The organism is candidate division WOR-3 bacterium (assembly GCA_039803925.1).
Lineage (GTDB): Bacteria > Hydrothermota > Hydrothermia > Hydrothermales > JAJRUZ01 > JBCNVI01.
In genome coordinates, this window is record JBDRZL010000018.1 from 15,449 (window position 1) to 34,232 (window position 18,784).

At 28.4% G+C, this 18,784-nt stretch carries 16 protein-coding genes; 12 read left to right on the forward strand and 4 right to left on the reverse strand.

Features of this window, described 5'->3' with window-relative positions:
* Positions 1-5 precede the first annotated feature (5 nt).
* The 12 genes from ABIN17_07605 to rimI all read left to right on the forward strand — a co-directional run bounded on the left by ABIN17_07605 (position 6) and on the right by rimI (position 13,275).
* Positions 6-947, forward strand: a complete 942-nt coding sequence (locus ABIN17_07605) for an electron transfer flavoprotein subunit alpha/FixB family protein (GenBank protein ID MEO0284913.1) — start codon at positions 6-8, stop codon at positions 945-947.
* Entirely contained in the window at positions 944-3,733 is a 2,790-nt protein-coding gene (locus ABIN17_07610; GenBank protein MEO0284914.1) for a T9SS type A sorting domain-containing protein, read from the forward strand. The genes ABIN17_07605 and ABIN17_07610 overlap by 4 nt, the downstream gene beginning before the upstream one ends.
* A gap of 11 nt (positions 3,734-3,744) precedes the next feature.
* Complete coding sequence (locus ABIN17_07615) at positions 3,745-4,677, forward strand: NAD-dependent epimerase/dehydratase family protein (protein ID MEO0284915.1); 933 nt, start codon at positions 3,745-3,747, stop codon at positions 4,675-4,677.
* Complete coding sequence (gene dnaB / locus ABIN17_07620; GenBank protein ID MEO0284916.1) at positions 4,658-6,037, forward strand: replicative DNA helicase; 1,380 nt, start codon at positions 4,658-4,660, stop codon at positions 6,035-6,037. Before ABIN17_07615 ends, dnaB begins: the two co-directional genes overlap by 20 nt.
* Positions 6,015-6,785 carry an ABC transporter permease gene (locus ABIN17_07625; GenBank protein MEO0284917.1) on the forward strand — a complete coding sequence of 257 codons (771 nt, stop codon included), beginning with the start codon at positions 6,015-6,017 and terminating at the stop codon, positions 6,783-6,785. The genes dnaB and ABIN17_07625 overlap by 23 nt, the downstream gene beginning before the upstream one ends.
* Positions 6,782-7,498 (forward strand): ATP-binding cassette domain-containing protein, encoded by a 717-nt coding sequence (locus ABIN17_07630; protein MEO0284918.1) that lies wholly within the window; start codon positions 6,782-6,784, stop codon positions 7,496-7,498. Before ABIN17_07625 ends, ABIN17_07630 begins: the two co-directional genes overlap by 4 nt.
* Positions 7,499-7,557: 59 nt before the next feature.
* A complete protein-coding gene (gene raiA / locus ABIN17_07635) occupies positions 7,558-7,851 on the forward strand; it encodes a ribosome-associated translation inhibitor RaiA (protein ID MEO0284919.1) in 294 nt (97 codons plus the stop codon).
* Complete coding sequence (hprK, locus tag ABIN17_07640; GenBank protein MEO0284920.1) at positions 7,848-8,807, forward strand: HPr(Ser) kinase/phosphatase; 960 nt, start codon at positions 7,848-7,850, stop codon at positions 8,805-8,807. Before raiA ends, hprK begins: the two co-directional genes overlap by 4 nt.
* A gap of 119 nt (positions 8,808-8,926) precedes the next feature.
* Positions 8,927-10,462, forward strand: a complete 1,536-nt coding sequence (locus tag ABIN17_07645; GenBank protein MEO0284921.1) for a lytic transglycosylase domain-containing protein — start codon at positions 8,927-8,929, stop codon at positions 10,460-10,462.
* On the forward strand, positions 10,459-12,276 hold the full coding sequence (locus ABIN17_07650) for an Ig-like domain-containing protein (protein ID MEO0284922.1): 1,818 nt from the start codon (positions 10,459-10,461) through the stop codon (positions 12,274-12,276). Before ABIN17_07645 ends, ABIN17_07650 begins: the two co-directional genes overlap by 4 nt.
* Complete coding sequence (locus ABIN17_07655; GenBank protein MEO0284923.1) at positions 12,264-12,869, forward strand: hypothetical protein; 606 nt, start codon at positions 12,264-12,266, stop codon at positions 12,867-12,869. Before ABIN17_07650 ends, ABIN17_07655 begins: the two co-directional genes overlap by 13 nt.
* The gene (rimI, locus tag ABIN17_07660) at positions 12,823-13,275 is read left to right on the forward strand and encodes a ribosomal protein S18-alanine N-acetyltransferase (protein MEO0284924.1); all 453 of its coding nucleotides are present in this window, start codon (positions 12,823-12,825) and stop codon (positions 13,273-13,275) included. The genes ABIN17_07655 and rimI overlap by 47 nt, the downstream gene beginning before the upstream one ends.
* Here rimI and ABIN17_07665 read toward each other — a convergent pair.
* The 4 genes from ABIN17_07665 to ABIN17_07680 are packed head-to-tail and all read right to left on the reverse strand — an operon-like array spanning position 13,252 to position 18,783.
* Positions 13,252-13,911: a DUF92 domain-containing protein gene (locus ABIN17_07665; protein MEO0284925.1), complete on the reverse strand. Its 660-nt coding sequence runs from the start codon at positions 13,909-13,911 to the stop codon at positions 13,252-13,254. The genes rimI and ABIN17_07665 overlap by 24 nt on opposite strands.
* Entirely contained in the window at positions 13,911-15,644 is a 1,734-nt protein-coding gene (locus ABIN17_07670; protein ID MEO0284926.1) for an ABC transporter ATP-binding protein, read from the reverse strand. The genes ABIN17_07665 and ABIN17_07670 overlap by 1 nt, the downstream gene beginning before the upstream one ends.
* On the reverse strand, positions 15,644-17,377 hold the full coding sequence (locus ABIN17_07675; GenBank protein MEO0284927.1) for an ABC transporter ATP-binding protein: 1,734 nt from the start codon (positions 17,375-17,377) through the stop codon (positions 15,644-15,646). The genes ABIN17_07670 and ABIN17_07675 overlap by 1 nt, the downstream gene beginning before the upstream one ends.
* On the reverse strand, positions 17,374-18,783 hold the full coding sequence (locus ABIN17_07680; protein ID MEO0284928.1) for an OmpA family protein: 1,410 nt from the start codon (positions 18,781-18,783) through the stop codon (positions 17,374-17,376). Before ABIN17_07680 ends, ABIN17_07675 begins: the two co-directional genes overlap by 4 nt.
* Between the last annotated feature and the right edge of the window lies 1 nt (position 18,784).

Consider the following 18,784-nt stretch of genomic DNA (forward strand, 5'->3'; position numbering starts at 1 on the left):
TAAAAATGATAGGAATTTATCTTGAAAATAAGGAAGGAAAAATAAAAAAACATTCTCTTGAACTTATAAACTTTGGAATAAAAAATTTTGAAGGAGAAATAATTGCCTTTACAATAGGTGATAATGTGGAAAAAGAGGAAGCTTTCAAATATGGAGTGGATTCTCTTTATCTGATATCAAACAAAAATAAAATTGAATCAGAAGAAGGTATAATAAATTCTCTCTACGAATTTTTAAAAGAAAAGAATTTTAAAGTGCTTATTTTTCCAGCTTCAAATACAGGAAGAATAATCTCTGCAGGTGTATCTGCTCTTTTAGATTTACCTCTTATTCAGGATATTGTTGAAGTTAAAAAAGAAAACGGAAATTTAATTTTTAAAAGACCAGTTTTAGCTGGAAAAGCTTTTGTCTGGGAAAAGGTTAGAGGAGAAAAATTTGTAATTTCAGTAAGACCTAATGTAGCTCAGATTTCAGAAAATCCAAAAACTGGGAAATTTGAAAAGGTAATAACAAATGTAGAAGAAAAAATAAAAATAGTTGAAATCAAAGAAAAACAGGAAGAAGAGATAGATGTTGCAGAGGCTGAAATAATTGTTTCAGGAGGAAGAGGGGTTGGAGGTCCAGAAGGGTTCAAACCATTAAAAGAGCTTGCTAAAGTTCTTGGAGCAGCAGTAGGTGCTTCAAGAGCTGCTGTTGATGCTGGATGGATAGATCACTCCCATCAGGTAGGTCAAACAGGTAAAACAGTTTCACCAAATTTATATATTGCCTGTGGAATTTCAGGAGCACTTCAGCATCTTGCAGGGATGAGAACAAGTAAAGTTATAGTAGCTATTAATAAAGATCCAAATGCACCTATTTTTCAAATTGCTGATTATGGAATTATAGGAGACCTCTTTGAAATAGTTCCAGCCTTAACTGAAGAAATTAAGAAAATAAAAAGTTGATAATAGACATTTTAATTTCACTATCTTTTATTATTCAGGATACATGGGAAGGTGGAAGAGATACCTCAATAATCAACAATGATACTTTAAAAACTTTTTTAAACGGCTTTCAGATAGATCCTTTTGTATCAGGAGACTCTCTTTTTATTTCAAAAGATTCATTAATTCTTGTAAATAGTTCTACAATTTTTGATATTGGGGGAGATGAAGTAAAGGGAATCGGAATAAAATCAGAGGATACAGTTTTTGTGGGTATTTTTGATTACACATACACTCAGGCAAATTTAAAAGTTTTTTATACCCTTGACTCTCTTAATTTCTCATCAGGAAGAATTTTTTATTCACCTTATATTAATTTCAATTCAGTTAGAAGATTTTACTTTACAAAGGACTATGGCAACAATTTATGGGTTGGTTCAAAATCAAGTGCAGGATGGATTCTTTATTCTAATGAATTAAAAAATCTACCACCCCAAAATTTTTCCTGGACAAGTAACACACCCTATGTTGCAGGACACGATTTTTCTGATTTTTTAATATTTTCACCTTTTAAAATGTATTGCTCCACTAATAGAGGAAGGATTTTTAGGTATATAAAAGCCCAGAATGTGTGGGAAAGCATATACCAGTTTCCATCGGTTCCGGGTCAAGAACCTGATGCCAGAACTTTACTTAAAACAAAAAATGGTCTTGGAATTGCTGTTATTAAAGGTGATGGAACAGGAATAGTTGTATATGAAACTCTGGATGATGTGAATTTTTATCCAATATCACCACTTTTACCATCCAAAAGTGTAATAGGGGGAGTCTTATCAGAGAGAAATAATAATCTTATTCTTGCATGTAATCTTCCTACTGCCTGTTATTTAATAAAAGATAATAATTATTATGTTACATTCCAGAATTCAGATGTTACAATTTTTGATATATTTAAATCAAAAAGTGGAATTATCTATCTTTTAACTTATAGTGAAAATACAAATCCTAAGAGAAGAATCTATGCCTCCTATGATGGAGTAAAATGGAATCTTATTGAAACCCTTGACCATTACTCAAATCTTGGAAGTCTAATTCCAAATACAGGGATTGGATATAAAAAAAATGAAATCCTTATCGGAACATCTTATAAACCAAGGTTATTTAAATCAAAATATCAGAGAAAAGGCACTTTAACTTCAAATTTTATAAAAATAAAAGGAAGAAATGGACCGATTCATATTAAGGGATATAAAATAAAAGGTAATCCAGTGGGAAGTTTCAGTGTTAGATTTAGAAGTTTCAACAATGTTAATGATACAGTCCCTTTTTCAGAAATACCACCACTATTTTCAGATACATCCTCACTTTCAAATTATATTTACATAAATCCCCTTGATACTTTCATTCAATATAAATTAGAACTATTTACATCCAATCCGGAATTTTCACCTTACCTCGATTATATAAAAATTTATTATGAAGAAGACACAGTTGGACCAAAAGTTTTAAAAGCAGAAGCAAATGATGGAACCTTTCAGCAGGATGGAAAGGACCCTGATGACCATGTAATTTTCATATTCAGTGAACCCACATCAAAATTGGAGGTAAATAAATATAATGTAGATACACTCTTTAAATTATCCAATAATCACTCCTGGTTAAATTCCTATGGAGATTTTGGAGGTGCTTTATGGTCTTTAAATGGAGAAACTCTCAGAATTTACCTTGCCTATTCAGGAAATAATTATCCTACTGTATCTGTTGGAGACACTGTTCTTATAAAAATGGAGGATAGATTTGGTTTCTGGAAAAAATCAAAAGTAATAATAACAGGAAGTTTTGATGATGTAAAGGGACCAAAACTTATTAAAGCCATTGCAAAAGAAGGAAATGTTCTTGGTGATGGAATAGAAAATGGAGATTCTTTAATTTTAATTTTTAATGAACCTACAAATAGACCTAATATCAATTTTTCAAATGTTGATTCTTTTTTTGGTTTTAAAATCAACGGAAACTTTGGTAATTATTTTTATTCAAGTTGGTTAACTCCTGAAATTCTTGTGTTTGTTTTTACAGGTTCTGATTCAAAGATCTATACTTATGATACCATATTTACAAAAGGATATAGAATTTTTGATATAAAAGGTAACATTTCCTACGGGAAAGCTAAAATTGAAGGAAGTTTTGATTTAAAAAATCCTGTATGTGATAGTATTTTAGCCTATGATAATTCCTATCCAGATACTTCAATTGACTATGATGATTTTATTGCCTTTTACTTTTCAGAGAACATTTTTACACTCAATCAAATTAATAAATTTAATATTAACAGTGTTTTCAAACTATCTAAGAATCATTCCTGGCTTTCAGGTTTTGGGCAGATAGGAAATATTTTAGTTTATGATAAATATATTTTTGTTTTTCTATCCACAGAAGGCGGCAAACCTTCTGTAAGGCCTGGTGATACAGTTTATTTTATGGAAAATTTCATATTTGATCTTTACAATAACCCCTTATCAGGATTTAATATTTTAAGGGGATCCTTTACAAAAGTAAAAGAAAGGAATTTAATTACTGGTTTTAATGAAATAAGAGGTTTTATGAGCAAAAATAGACTGATATTAACTCCCTCTCAGCAAATAGAGGAAATTAAAATTTTTGATATAACAGGAAGAAATGTTAATTTTAAAATTTTAGAAGAAAAAGATAAAATAAATATCTTAAATTTAAAAAGGGGAAGTTATTTTATTTTGGTTAAGGATAAGAATAAAAAAATTTATAGGTTTAAACTGATTAAATTAAATTAAATTAAATTAAAATGCGTGTAATTGTAACAGGTGGAGCAGGTTTTATAGGTTCTCACATTTCTGAACTTTACCTTAATATGGGTTATAAAGTTTTGATTATTGACAATCTTTCAACAGGAAAAAAGGAAAATATTCCTGAAAAAGCAGAATTTGAAAATGTTTCAATAGAGGATGAAGAAAAAATTGAAAAAATTTTTAAAAAATTTCAACCTGATATTGTAAATCACCACGCAGCTCAGTCTTCTGTCATTGAATCAGTAAAAAATCCATTAAAGGATATGGAAGTAAATATAAAAGGAACACTCATACTCCTCAAAAAATCAGTAGAATATAATATAAAAGGATTTATCTTTGCAAGCTCAGGTGGGACAGTTTACGGTGAACCGGAAAACTTACCAGTAAAAGAAGAATACTCCTCCTTTCCTTTGAGTCCTTATGGAATTTCAAAAAAAACAGGTGAAATGTATGGGATGTTTTATTCAAAAAAATTACCTTTTGTTTCATTGAGATACAGCAATGTTTTTGGCCTAAGACAAGATCCTTTTGGTGAAGCAGGTGTAATAGCAATATTTACAGAAAGAATGTTAAGCAACAGGGAAGTTTATATTTACGGAGATGGATTTCAAACTAGGGATTTTATTTACATAAAGGATGTAATAAAATCAAATTACCTGGCAACTGAATACCTTTTAAGGAGAAAATCAGGAATATTTAATATTGGAACAGGTAAAGAAACTAATATAAATGAAATATTTAAAAAATTGAAGGAATTAACCTTTTATAAAAAAGATCCCATATATAAACCTTTAAGAGAAGGTGAGATAAAAAGGATTGCTCTTGATATTGAAAAGGCTAAAAGAGAGCTAAATTTTGAACCGGAATGGACTCTTGAAGAAGGTCTTAAGGAAACAGTAAAATTTTTTAATGAAAGAAGAAAAAATTAGAATTCCTTTTGATATAGAAATAGAAAAAGCTGTTCTTGGAGCAATTTTTATTTCTGAAGAAGCAGCTCACAAGGCTTTTGAACAGGTAAAAGAGGATATGTTCTATGAACCGTCTCATAAAGATATTTATCGTGCAATTTTAAAGGTAGTTGATTCAAGAAAAAAAATTAATCCAATAAATGTGGCTGAGATTCTTGATAAAGAAAACATTCTTGACAAAATAGGAGGAATTGAGTATCTTACAGAACTTGAGGATTACGCAATCAATCCTGCTTATATAGATGATTATATAAAATCTTTGACTGAAAAATACATACTTAGAAAAACAATAGAACTTTCTTATGAAACAATAAAAAGATGTGAAAAAGGTGAAGAGCAAGCAGAGGAAATATTATACGATCTTGACAAAAAAATTTTTGATATTGCGCAGATCAAAATAAGGGAAGGACTTTTGCCTATAAGGGATATACTTAAAGATTTCATTTCAGATATAAAAGGTAGGGAAGGTGAAGGTGTAAGGGGTATTTTAACAGGATATACAAAATTTGATGAAATTACAGGTGGTTTTCATCCAGGGGAATTTATAGTTGTTGCATCAAGACCTTCTGTTGGAAAAACAAGTTTTATTATTAACATAATGCATAGGCTTGCCAAAAATTTTAATATTCCCTCTGCTCTTTTCAGTGTAGAAATGTCTAAATTACAAATTGCAATGAGATTTTTAATTCTTGAATCAGAAATAGATAGTATGAAATTCAGAAACCTAAATTCCTTAACAGATAGTGAAATGAGAAGGTTACTTGATGCTGCAAGCAGAATAGAAAATTTACCCATTTTTGTTGATGATACCCCCTCCATTTCAATACAGGAACTAAGAGCAAAAGCAAGAAGAGCTGTTTTGGAACACAAAGTGAAAATTATATTTATTGACTACATTCAGCTTGTTCATGGTCCCAGATTTGAGACAAGACAGAGAGAACTTGCTTACATTTCCGACTCTCTGAAAAAACTTGCAAGGGAATTAAATATACCTGTCCTTGCTCTTTCACAATTATCAAGAAAAGTAGAGGAAAGAAAAGAAGAAGATACTCCACCAAAACTTTCTGATCTAAGAGAATCAGGTGCTCTTGAACAGGATGCAGATATGGTTTTATTCCTGTATAAAAAGCGTGAAGAATACGAAGTTTTTGAACCATCTGAACCCTATTCAGAAAATTTAATTAACTTCCATGTGGCGAAAAATAGAAATGGACCTGTAGGTGGATTTGTCCTTACCTTCACAAAGGAATTTATGAAATTTGAAAATCCCGGAAGAGAATTTATATCTATTGAAGAAAGTGAAAGTGGTATTCCCTTTTAAAAGATTTATTCTTTCTTTTTTAGAAATATTAAGTGAAATATCCTATACTACTTTATACTTTTTTTCTTCCCTTAAATATGTTAAAAAATATTTTAGAGAAATTGTTTATGAAATTTATGAGATAGGACATAATTCATTGCTGCTCGTTATCTTTACATCCAGTTTTGTTGGAATGGTTGCAACAATACAAACAGCCTATCAAATTAAAGATTATGTTCCTGTTATTTACATAGGTTCAGGAGTTGCAAAAGCTTGTATGATTGAACTTGGACCTGTAATAACAGGTCTTGTAGTAGCAGGAAGAATAAGTTCGGGAATTGCTGCTGAACTTGGCACTATGGTTGTAACAGAACAGATTGATGCCTTAAATGTAATGGGTATAAATCCTTATAGATTTCTTGTAATGCCAAGAATTGTAGGTGGTATAATCTCATTACCACTTTTAACTTCAATAGCCATTTTAGTTGCCATCTTTTCGGGTATGTTTATAGCAAATTTAACTGGTGTTGCAAATTATTTTGAATTTTCAAGAGGAACAAAGATGTTCTTTCTCCCAAAGGATTTATTTGGAGGTCTTTTAAAATCAATGTTTTTTGGTTATGCTTTAACTCTATCAGGTGCAATAGCTGGACTATCCTCTGAAAAAGGAGCAGAAGGTGTTGGAAAAGCAACAACAAAAGCTGTTGTCCTATCCTCAATATTAATTCTTGTTCTTGACTATATACTTGGTATTTTAATATTCGGATGATAAGAGTACAGAATATATATAAAAAATTCTCCGACTGGGTTTTAGAGGATATAACTTTTGAAGTTGAAAATAATGAATTTGTAATTATACTTGGGAAAAGTGGAGCTGGTAAATCGGTTCTCTTTAAAATTATGGTGGGTCTTTTAAAACCTGAAAGAGGGTCAGTATTTTATGAAGATTTAGAAATTACAAAAATAAATGAAAATGGTTTAACAGAATTGAGGAAAAAAATAGGATTTGTTTTTCAGGGAAGTGCTTTATTTGATTCAATGACCCTTTTTGATAATGTAGCATTACCTTTGAGAGAACATTATAAGTTAACAAAAAAAGAAATTGAGTTTAAAGTACTTGAAGCTCTTGAATCAGTTGATCTAAGAGGATATGAAAATCTTTATCCCTCAGAGTTATCAGGGGGTATGAAAAAAAGAGGTGCAATTGCAAGAGCCATTGTCCATCAACCTCAATATATTTTTTATGATGAACCAACTACAGGGCTTGATCCTGAAACAGCTGATAAAATAACAAAATTAACTAAAAAACTATGGGAAGAAAAAAAGATAACTTCCCTTGCTGTTACCCACGATTTTAATTTTACAAGGAGTGTTGCAACAAAAATTATCTGGCTTTATGATAAAAAAGTAAGATTTATAGGAAAAGTGGAAGATTTTAAAAAACTTGATCACAGGGAAGCAAAATTATATTTTATTGAATAAAGCCTCATCTTATATTAAAATTTATAGGGTTCAATCCCCTTTAAATTATAAATTTAATCATGATAAATTTAAACATTACCGCAAGGAATTTTGAATTAAGAGAGGATATGAAAAATTATATTGAAAAAAGATTATCAAAAATAGAAAGATTTTCAAACCACATAATAAAATCAAATTTAATCTTTGAAGAACAGAGAGGACAGTATTCAGGGGAAATCATAATTGAAGTTACAAAAAAAGGAATATTAAAAGCAAAGGCAAGTAATTCAGATTTTTTTACAGTTGTGGATGAATTGAAAGACAAAATAATCAATCAGCTAAAAAAATACGAGCAAAAGCTAAAGGGAAAGTGAAAGAATTTGAAAATTTAAAAGTATATTTCAATGAAGTAAGATTAAAAAATTTAATAAAAATCCTTAAAGAAAGGTTTAATATTGTAAATCATACACCGGAATTAAAATTTAATACGATTGTTCAGCAGGCTGATTTAAATAGACCTGCACTTCTTTTAAAAGGTTTTGAAGAAATATTTCTATATGATAGAATTCAAATAATAGGTGAAACCGAACTTCTTGTTTTGAAATCTTTAAATAAAAAAGAAAGAGAAAAAGCTATAAAAAGATTTTTCTCATATCCAATTCCAGCTATTTTTGTTACAAAGGGATTTAAACCACCAGAGGATCTTTTGGAGGAAGCTAAAAAAAATAAGGTTCCACTTTTTTCTGTTTCTGAGCCAACTACACTTTTTATGAGAGAAATCTTTTTTATCCTTTCCCTTCTTTTATCTCCCTATACAGTTTTACATGGAAACATAGTTAATGTTTACAATGTAGGTATTTTATTTATAGGAAGAAGTGGTATAGGAAAATCAGAATGTTCTCTTGAGCTTGTTGAAAGAGGACATAAACTAGTTGGAGATGACCTTGTAAAAATTATAAAACATCCTGAAAATTTTTTGATAGGTGAAGCTTTTAAAGAAGATGTCAGAACTTTTCTTGAAATAAGAGGTATAGGAATTCTTGATATAATTTCTCTTTTTGGACCAAGTTCCTGTCTTGAAAGAACTAAAATAGATATTATCATCAGACTAATAGACTGGAGTGAAACCCTTGATATTGAAAGAATTGGTATTAAGGAAAAAAAAGTAAATATCCTTGGTATAAATATACCCTATGTTGAATTACCTTTAAATCCTGGGAAACACATATCTGTTCTTGTGGAGGCTGTTGCTTTAAATTATCTTACAAAGGAAAGAGGCGAAGTCTCAGCAGAAAAATTTTTAAATAAACTGAAAGGTAAAAAATTATAGTATTTATAATTTTTATTCTCAATTCTTTAAGTTTTCCTGAGAAAGAATTCTTTTTAAAAGGAGATTATGAAAAAGTTATAAAAGAATTCCCGAATTCTCCTCTATATGAGGAAGCCTTTATGAGATTAATTGAAAAAATAGAAAATCCAGACTCTTTTTTTAAAATTATTGAAAAAAAGAAAAAAAAATTTTTACCTAAAAGGGAAATAAAAATTCTATATTTAAAATCAAAATTTTATGAAAAATTAGGAGATTTTAATAAAAAAGAACAGATTGAAAAAATGATAATTAAAAAATATAGGAATAGTAAAGAAGCACTTGAAATAGCAATGAAAAGAAAAAAACCTCTTCTTGACATAATAAAAGTTCTATATAATCACCAAAAATGGAATGAAATTATTGAGAAAACTGAAAATATAGAAACTAAAAATCCTGAAATATATTTTTATAAAGGTTATGCTTATTTTAAGCTTAAAAAATACAGAGAAGCTCTTGAATTTTTTAAATATTTAATTTCCAGTGGTTACAAAAAAGAAGATGAAGTAAATTTTTATAAAGGATTATGTTACCTTTATGAGGGTGATACTTTAAAAGCTTTTAATTCTTTTTATAGAAATTTATCTTCAAGTTCAAAATTTTTAGAACCAGCTTTAAGGGAAATGAGATTGATTTATTTGAAAAATAAAAAATTCCATGAGAAAATTGGGAACCTCTTTAAAGAAATTGAAAATAAACTCAATGAGGAAATAATTTATTTTTATTACGATACAAAAAATTATGAAAAATTAATTGAGTGTTTAGATAAATTGAATAAAAAAGATATAAGAGCAAAATATATTGAATACATAATTAAAAATGATTCCACAATAATAAGAGAAATCAATAAGGAAAATCCCCTTTCCTATTTTTCTCTCCTTCATTATGGGTTATGTAAAGAGAAAAGTAGTGATATAGAAAGGTTAATTTCAGATAGTACTTTCCTTCCAGTTTTTGACACATTGAAACTTTTATTTGAATTAAACTTAATAGATGACATTAATGAAAAAATTAAAAACATTAAAGATAGCAAAATTATTTTAAAGGTTTCAAAATTTTTAAAAGAAAACAAAAATTATTATTTTTCAACAAATCTTGCAAGAAAATATTACCATTTTTTAAGGGAAAAAGACAAAACCTGCTTTGATGAAGACTTTTTAAAAATTTTGTTCCCTACACCCTACAGGGAAAAAGTTTTAGAAGCTTCAAAGAAGTATAATTTAGAACCAGCCCTTATATATGCTGTTATGAGAAGAGAATCTCTTTTTGACAGTTTGGCAATTTCACCAAAGGGTGCAAAAGGATTAATGCAGATTATGGAGGAAACTGCTAAAAAAATCTATAAAAATAATTTCAATTTGTTTAAAATTAAAGATAATATAGAAATAGGTTCTAAATATTTAAGCACACTCATTGATTCCTTTGGACTATATTATGGTATTTGTGCTTACAATGCAGGAGAAAATGCAGTAAAAGAGTGGATGAAAATTATACCTAAGAATGAAATTTCAATTTTCTTTGATATACCTTACAGAGAAACAAGAAATTATCTTTTAAATGTTTTATCTGATTATTTAGTTTACAAACTTCTTTACCCTGATTTAAAATTAAGTATATGAAAAGATTTTATATCTTGATATTACTTTCACTAATTATACTTTGCAAGAAAAAAGATGAAGAGCCGCCAAGAGTATCAATAATTTCTCCCTTAAATAATGAATCCTTTTTTCCAGATACAATTGAAATTAAAGTAAAAGCAGAAGATAACGAGGGTATAGATTACATTGAGGTATTTGTTGATGGAATTTTACTTGGAAGAGCACAGAGAAATTTTGCCACCTTTAAATGGGATGGAACTTCAGCACCTGATTCTTCTCAGCATACAGTTTATGCAAAAGCAATTGATTTCGCAGGAAATATAGGAAGATCAAAGGATGTTAAATTTTTTATCTATTCAAGTAATCACCCACCTTCAATAAAATTAATTTCTCCTGACTCAGGTTCAATCCTTGCCTCCAATCAGGTTACTTTTATTTTTAAGGGAAAGGATAAGGATGCCTTTGATACCCTTTTTTACTCAATTTATCTTGATACAATTCCCTATCCAATCTTCAAAGAACCTGTTGTAAAAGACCTTAAAGATACTACATATACATTATCAAATCTTCTTTATAACAAAAAATATTACTGGCAGGTAGTTGTTAGAGATTTACTTGGACTTAAGGATACTTCAAAAATCTTTTTCTTTTTAACTCCACCTTTAAACCAGAAACCCCTTCCACCTTCAAATCCTTACCCTCCTGATGGTGCTACTGATGTAAGTTATACTCCAGTCTTAAAATATTATTCTTTTGACCCAGATGGTGATTCAATTTATTTCAGGGTAAAACTGGATACAAGCCTTATCTTTTCAAAGCCAATTATTAATATTTTAACACATGATACTTTTTATAACATTATTAATCCATTAATTTCAGGAGTAAAGTATTTTTGGCGTGTTACCGCTTACGATAAAAAGGGTGATTCATCTATTTCTAATTTGTGGAAATTTAATGTTAAAAGAGAAAATTTAAACCTAATTTATTCTATAAGTGGATTCTGGTATAAGGATATAGATGTTTATTATGACACTTTATTTTTAATTAAAGTTCCGAATCAACTGGAAGTTTATTACAATAATTCAGGAAATTTAATTTTTATAAATAATTTTACTCTACCCAGTTTTTCATACAGAATATATTACAGGAAACCTTATCTTTTTGTTACATATGGTAATATAGGGCCAAGAAAACTGGGTTTATTTAAAATACAAAATTCAAATCTGATTTTACTTGATGAATTTTCCCTTTCCTCAGGAGCAATAAATGAAGTTCTTTTTTATGAAAACCATATTTATGTTATTTTACTTAACGGTTTTAAAATTTTAAGAATAAATTCAGATTCCTTTGAAATTTTAAATTCAGGAACAACAAATTTTCAGGTGCTTGATGCTGATATTGGTTTTAATAACCTATATTTAGTGGGAGAATCCTTTATTGAAACATATTCTTTAAATCCGCCTGAAAGTCCTTCATTTTTGTATAGAACTCAGACAGGTTTTTCAGGTATAAATAATATAAAAATAAAAAACAGGTACATTTTAGTCGGTTCAAACTACTATTTACTTTTATATTACATAAGTGATCCACTTCTTGCTCCTATTTTTATTCAACAATTGCCTTTATCAGAAAACATAAAAATTATAAAAAATGAAAACAGACTTTTTGGTATATTTTTAAACAATTCAGCATTAATAACATATCCTAATATTTCAGAAATCCACCTTTATTCAAATATTTACTATCTTTCAAACATAGAATCAGGCTACATAAATTACCCGTATTTTTATATTGTTTCACAGAATGGCTTATATCTTCTCTTATGTCAGAAATAATTATTGAAAGTGCTACCAGGTTTCCTTCAATAGGATTAAAAAAAAATAAAATTTTCAAAATTTATCACTCAGGAAAAGAAGGGAACCATTCCACTTTTTTCTTTGATGTTATAAAGGAATTTAATCTTGTCGAAGTTAAAAGGATATTAATTACTATTGGGCCAGGAAGATTCACATCACTTAGGGTTGGTCTTTCCTTTGCTCTTGGTTTAGCAATTCCAAGAAAAATAAAGATTATCCCTTTAAACACTTTTGATATTGTTGAAAATAAACTATCAAAAAAATTTTCTGATTTTGGAATTTTTTTGAAAAAAGGAGGCGAAGGTTTTTTATACAGAAAAAAAGGTGATGATAAAATTTATGTTGTAAAAGAAATAAAGGATAATTTACCCATCTTTACTTTTGAGCCAGCCAAAATAGATTTCGAATATAATATTATTATAATTGATCCCTTAATGATGTATGAGTATTATATTGAAAAGAAAGGAGAACTTGAAGAAACAGATGATTATGAAAAAATAAAACTTTTATATTCTTTTTTGCCCTATGAAAAATCCCTTATTGAGAAGGGCAAAATTAAAGGATATTCCTGAGATTTTCAAAATTGAAAAGGAGGTTTTTCCTGATCCCTGGTCCTTTTATTCCTTTTTATTTGAATTAAAAAATCCAGATAATTATTTTTATGTTATTGAAATTGAAAAAAAAGTTATAGGTTATATAATTGCAGGTGAATATGAAGAAAGTTATCACTTAAAAAACATTGCTATAAAAGGGGAATGTCAGGGAAAAGGTTATGGAAAATTTCTTTTAAATAATTTAATAAAAAAGGCAAAGAAGGAGGGAAAAAAGTATATTTTTCTTGAAGTAAGGGCAAAAAATGAAAGGGCTATTAAATTTTATGAAAAATATGGTTTTAAAAGAAATCGTTTACTAAAAGGATACTATGGGTATAAGGAAGATGGTTATGAGTATGTTTTAGAACTGGAAGAATCTAAATAACAGAAAAACAAGGGAGGAAATTATTGTAATTAAAAAATTTATAAGATCAGAAGTAAAAAAATTAAATTTTTTTTCAAAATAAGCACCCAAAAAGGAATCTATTATATTTCCTATAAAACCTGATATAAAAATAGGTAATATGTATTTAACTTTAAGAGAAAAAAGGGAAAAAATTAATGCACCTATTAAACCCATTAAGGTTCCTACTAAGGATACAGCACCACTTGTTCCAGGATATACTTTTTTAAAACCTTTAAGACTATAAGCATTTTTTGAAAAAGAAATTCCAGCTTCACTTGACCATGTATCAGATAAAACAGCACATAAAGAGGAAAGGAAAAGATGATAATCAAAAAAGGATAAAATCGTGGGCACAAAACCATTTGCAAGAACCTGTTTAAAATCTCTTGGTTTGTGTTTATTCTTTCTAAAACTGCCCCAGAAAAGAGAAGAAAAAACAAAAAATAAAAGTGCTAATACTCCCTTTAAACCTAAATTAAAAAAAATTAAAGAACCAATAAAGGTCATTGGGAAAAAGGAATTTTCATTAAAAAGATTCATATAAATAAGAATCATTGATATAAAAGAAGCAGAAATAATAGAAAAAGAAAGAAAAAATAAATCAGAAAGAGCCATCAGAGAAGCGCATCTACTCTACCAACCTTCCAGAGTTTGCTGTAAAATCCATCTTTTTCAATAAGTTCATGATGAGTTCCCATTTCTATAATTTTTCCTTTAAAAATTACAATTATTTTATCACAATTTTTAATTGTTGAAAGTCTATGGGCAATTATTATACTTGTTCTATCTTTAAGAAGTTCAAGAAGGGCTTTGTGAATTAAATTTTCTGTATATGAATCAATATGACTTGTTGCCTCATCAAGAATAACTAATTTTTTATCATAGGCAAAAATTCTTGCTATTGCTATAAGTTGTTTTTCACCAACAGAAAGAGAATCAGGACTTACCCTTGTCCTTATACCCTCTTTAAATTTATCTATAAGTTCACTGAGAAAACTTCTTTTAACAGCTTCCATTACCTTTTCTTCAGGAATATTGTCAAAAAGTTTTATGTTGTTTAATATCGTATCGTCAAATATAAAATTTTCCTGTAAAACTATTCCGATATTTTTTCTTAAAAATTCTAAATTATATTCCCTTATGTCAATTCCATCTATAAGAATCCTCCCTTTCTGAAATGGGTAAAATCCGAGGAGTAAGTTAATTATTGAAGTTTTACCTGAACCAGTTGGACCAACAAGAGCAACTTTTTCCCCTTTTTTAATTTCAAAACTTATTCCCTTTAAAACCCAGTCCTCATTATTATAGGAAAAATAAACATTATCAAAAACAATATTTCCCTCTATTTTCTCCTTTATTATACCAATTTTAATTTCTGACTCTTCTTTAAAAACACCGTCAATTCTTTCAAGAGCAGCCATAGCTGATTGAAAAATGTTGTATTTTTCAGAAAGATCCATTATAGGCCTAAAAGCCATCCTTACATAGGAAATAAAAGCAACAAGAGAACCTATTGTAAAATTCCCTTTTATAATCATAGGAGAAGAAATAAGAATAATTATAGCAATTGCAAGAAATTCGTGAAAATCAACAAGGGGCCTATAAATAGCAAAACTTTTAACCTGAGAAATATTACTTTTAAAAAGATTTTCATTAATTACATTGAACTTTTCTTTAAAAAAATTCTCTTTCTTAAAAATATTTATTACCTTTATACCAGATAAGCTTTCCTGAACAAAAGCATTAATCTCAGCAAGATATTTTCTTATATCTCTGTATGCCTTTCTAACTGATTCTCTGAAAATATTAGAAATAAAAAAAAGTGAAGGTGTAAGTATCAAGATAGATAATGTTAACATTTTATTCATCTTAAACATAAAAAAGAAAATTCCAAAAAGGAGAAAAATATCCTTTAAAAGATAAATTAGAACAGAGGAAAAGAATTCATTTAAAGCCTGAACATCATTGGTTAATCTTGTCACAATTCTGCCCACTGGATTTTTATCAAAATAACTTATTTTCAAAGAAAGAACTTTTTTCATTAAAGAATTTCTCATATCCATCATTGCCCTGTTTCCAGCATAAGTAACAAGTAAAATGAAAAGATAAGTTGAAATAGTTGAAATTAATATTAAAATAAGATAATAAATTGAATACATATAGAGAACTTTAAAATTACCTTTCTTTACAAAGGGAACAATACCTTTATCTATTGCATTTTTAAGAACAATTGGTGAAATCATATCTGAAGCTGTTGTTATCAAAAGCATCAAGAAAGTCAAAAATAAAATTAAAATGTAGGGTCTTAAAAATTTCAAAATATATTTAAAAAGTCTTATATCTTCCATTATCCCTTTATCTCCTCTTTTATAAGAGCAGTCTGAAGCTCATAAAGACTATTATAAAACCCTTTTCTGTTTACAAGTTCCTCATGAGTTCCCATTTCAACAATCTCACCTTTTTCAAATACATAAATTTCATCACATCTCATTAAAACAGGTATTCTTGTAGAAACTACAATAAGAGTTATATTTTCAAATTCTTTGAAAATATTTTCAAAAACTTCTTTTTCAGTTTTAAAATCAAGAGAAGATAGGGCATCATCAATTAAAAGAATTTTTGGTTTTCTCAAAAATATTCTCGCTAAACTCAACCTTTCTCTTTGTCCTCCAGAAAGAGTGACACCCCTTTCACCAACAATTGTAAAAATCCCTTCTTTAAAATTATCAATATCTTTTATAAAACGGGATAAATTTAGTGCTTTTTCAATCTCATCTTCCTTTACTCCATTTTTAGAACCTAAAAGCACATTTTCTTTTATGGTGGCTGAAAATATAAATGGTTCCTGTTCAAGCAAAATTATATTTTCCCTTAAATCACTTATCCTGTAATTTTTTATATCTATATCATCAATGAAAATTGTTCCATCAGGTGGGTCATAAATTCTTGAAATTAAATATAAAAGGGTAGATTTACCTGAACCGGGTTTACCTGTAAATCCAATAAACCTTCCTGGTTTTATTTCTAAGTTAATATTTTTTAATACATTATAATGACCATTGAAACTATAATTTAGATTCCTTACTTTAATGTGCCCTTTAAATTTATCATCAATTCTAACATTCCCATCCTTCATATCATTTTTTTCTTTTAAGATAAGTTCTATTCTTAACAGGGAAGCAGAACCTCTTTGAAAGATATTTAGGGACCAACCAAGAGCCATAACTGGCCATATAAGTAAATCAAGATAGGAAATAAAAGCAACAAAATCACCAAGTGAAAGCTCTCCTAAAATAGCATTTTTTCCTCCAAAAATTATTAAAAAAAGGACTGAAAAACCTGAAATCAGAATTATCATTGATTGGAAAATACCATATTGATAAGCAAGATTTATATTCTCCCTTAAATATTTCTCATTTTCCTTATAAAATTCTTTAAATTTTCCCTCTTCCTGAACAAAGGATTTTATTATTTTTATTGAACTTATGATTTCCTTGGAACTTTCAGTTAAATCAGAAAACCTTTCCTGAACTCTTCTAAAAAAGTTATGAATTTTGGGACCTAAAAAAATCATTGAAACTGAAAGCAAAGGAAAAGGAATTAAAACATAGAGGGTCAATTTAAAGGATATTGAAAACATAATAACAAAGGAAAATGTTACCATTATAAGAAAATCAAAAAAGGCAACTATTCCAATCCCTGAAGCCATTCTTATAGCTTCAAGGTCATTTGTTATATGTGCCATTAAATTTCCTATACCTGTTTTATAAAAATAAAAAGGATGAAGAGTTAAAAGATGATCGTAAAGCTTTTTTCTTAAAAAAGCCTCTATTTCTCTGGCTGCTCCCAGTATAAAATACCTCCAAAAAAATCTAAAAATAAGAACAAAAAGGGATAAAAGGAGAATGAATAAAGAATACTTTAAAAAAGCTAAAAATTCTTTTTCTTTCTCTATTGCTGAGATAACTTCCCTTATAACAAGTGGTAAAATAAGTTGTGCTGCATCAACAATTAATAAAGCTAAAATACCAAAAAGAAACTTTTTTTTCCACTTTAAAAAAAGTTTAAATAGTGATTTCATTTCTTTTCTATTATTATTTCAACTCTTCTATTTTGAGCTCTACCTTCCTCTGTCTCATTGGAAGCAATGGGCTCTCTATCTCCAAAGCCCTCATATTCAAATTCTAAATTTGAAAGATTTTCAATTTTTATAAAATAATCAACAACTGCTTTTGCTCTTGCTTTTGAAAGCTCAAAGTTATCCTTATACTTTGATTTTAATAAAGGACCAATGGGTATATTATCAGTATGACCGTATACCTTTACCTTATATCTCGGATAACTTCTTAGAAAATTAGCTATATTTTTAAGGGTCAAAATACTTTCTACTTGTAAACCTGTTCCACCGATTTCAAAGTGCACAGCCTTCTCAGTAGCGGTAATTTTAATAAACTCTTTTTCCTCTTGAATCTTTATACCTTCAATTTTTTTAAGAGCTTCAAAAGCTTCTTCTCTCATCTTTCTAACTTCTTCTTTTTCCTTTTCAACAATGTTTCTTAAAGAATCTACTTCCCTTCTTTTTTTTTCAATTTCTTCATTTAATTTATTAACATCAGCATAGAGCTTTTCTGCTTCCTTATATTTTCTTTCTGATTCTGAAAGTAATTTTGCTAAATTTTCTCTTTCTTTTCTTTTTCTTTCTTTCTCTTTTTCTTTCCATTTATCATCACCTGAAAGAATATTAAAAGATAAAGAGTATCTTGTATCATTTTCAGGAAGAAAATGGATGGAAAACTGTAAAAGATAATCTGTTTTTTCTACAAAGCTCGTATAATAAGATACAAATAAAGAAGGGTAAGGTGCCATAGCTTCTTTCCAAAATACACCAATTCCGGGAAATAATTTTTCAAACAAAATAAATTCAAGAGCAAATCCACCAAAATAATCTTCAAATTTTCCAAAGGAAAAACCTAAATTTTTAACATTTACCTTTTTAAAAGTCTCAATATTATTTAAAACTACTCTTGTTAAAAATTTAAAATCAAACTTTTTTATTCCAGGACCTATAATAGATGTTTCAAAAAATCCTGGATTAAAAGGATTTAAAAGAAAAAGTTTAAATCCTGATATGATTTTCAAGTCCTCTTCAATTATCCCATAAAAACCTAAAAAGCCAGAAAGGGAAGAAGAAAACTTTTTGCCTGTTAAAAGTGAAAAGTCATTTAAATAATTTTTTCCTTTTGAAAATTCAGACGAGAGAGTAGAACGGAGGGAATAAAGAGAATCAACATTATAACCAAAGGCAAAAGAATAATAACTATCCTTAAAAATTGTGCCCTTTTTAAACTGATGAAAATTAAGAGAGAAGTAAGGTCTATATATTTCTCCTTCAAATAAAAGAGAAAAGGGATAGGAATAATCTGTCAGGGCGTAACCTGAAGAAAACCCTTTTAGGTCAAAAAAGAGAAAAATTAGAAATTTTATCATC

Bases quoted from the DNA above. Each gene is read 5' to 3' on its own strand.
- ABIN17_07605 (MEO0284913.1), top strand. From the start codon at position 6: ATGATAGGAATTTATCTTGAAAATAAGGAAGGAAAAATAAAAAAACAT.
- ABIN17_07670 (MEO0284926.1), bottom strand. From the start codon at position 15,644: ATGGAAGATATAAGACTTTTTAAATATATTTTGAAATTTTTAAGACCC.
- ABIN17_07680 (MEO0284928.1), bottom strand. From the start codon at position 18,783: ATGATAAAATTTCTAATTTTTCTCTTTTTTGACCTAAAAGGGTTTTCT.
- raiA (MEO0284919.1), top strand. From the start codon at position 7,558: ATGATAAATTTAAACATTACCGCAAGGAATTTTGAATTAAGAGAGGAT.
- rimI (MEO0284924.1), top strand. From the start codon at position 12,823: ATGAAAAATCCCTTATTGAGAAGGGCAAAATTAAAGGATATTCCTGAG.
- ABIN17_07650 (MEO0284922.1), top strand. From the start codon at position 10,459: ATGAAAAGATTTTATATCTTGATATTACTTTCACTAATTATACTTTGC.
- ABIN17_07675 (MEO0284927.1), bottom strand. From the start codon at position 17,377: ATGAAATCACTATTTAAACTTTTTTTAAAGTGGAAAAAAAAGTTTCTT.
- ABIN17_07615 (MEO0284915.1), top strand. From the start codon at position 3,745: ATGCGTGTAATTGTAACAGGTGGAGCAGGTTTTATAGGTTCTCACATT.
- ABIN17_07630 (MEO0284918.1), top strand. From the start codon at position 6,782: ATGATAAGAGTACAGAATATATATAAAAAATTCTCCGACTGGGTTTTA.
- ABIN17_07665 (MEO0284925.1), bottom strand. From the start codon at position 13,911: ATGGCTCTTTCTGATTTATTTTTTCTTTCTTTTTCTATTATTTCTGCT.
- ABIN17_07645 (MEO0284921.1), top strand. From the start codon at position 8,927: ATGAGATTAATTGAAAAAATAGAAAATCCAGACTCTTTTTTTAAAATT.
- ABIN17_07655 (MEO0284923.1), top strand. From the start codon at position 12,264: ATGTCAGAAATAATTATTGAAAGTGCTACCAGGTTTCCTTCAATAGGA.
- dnaB (MEO0284916.1), top strand. From the start codon at position 4,658: ATGAAAGAAGAAAAAATTAGAATTCCTTTTGATATAGAAATAGAAAAA.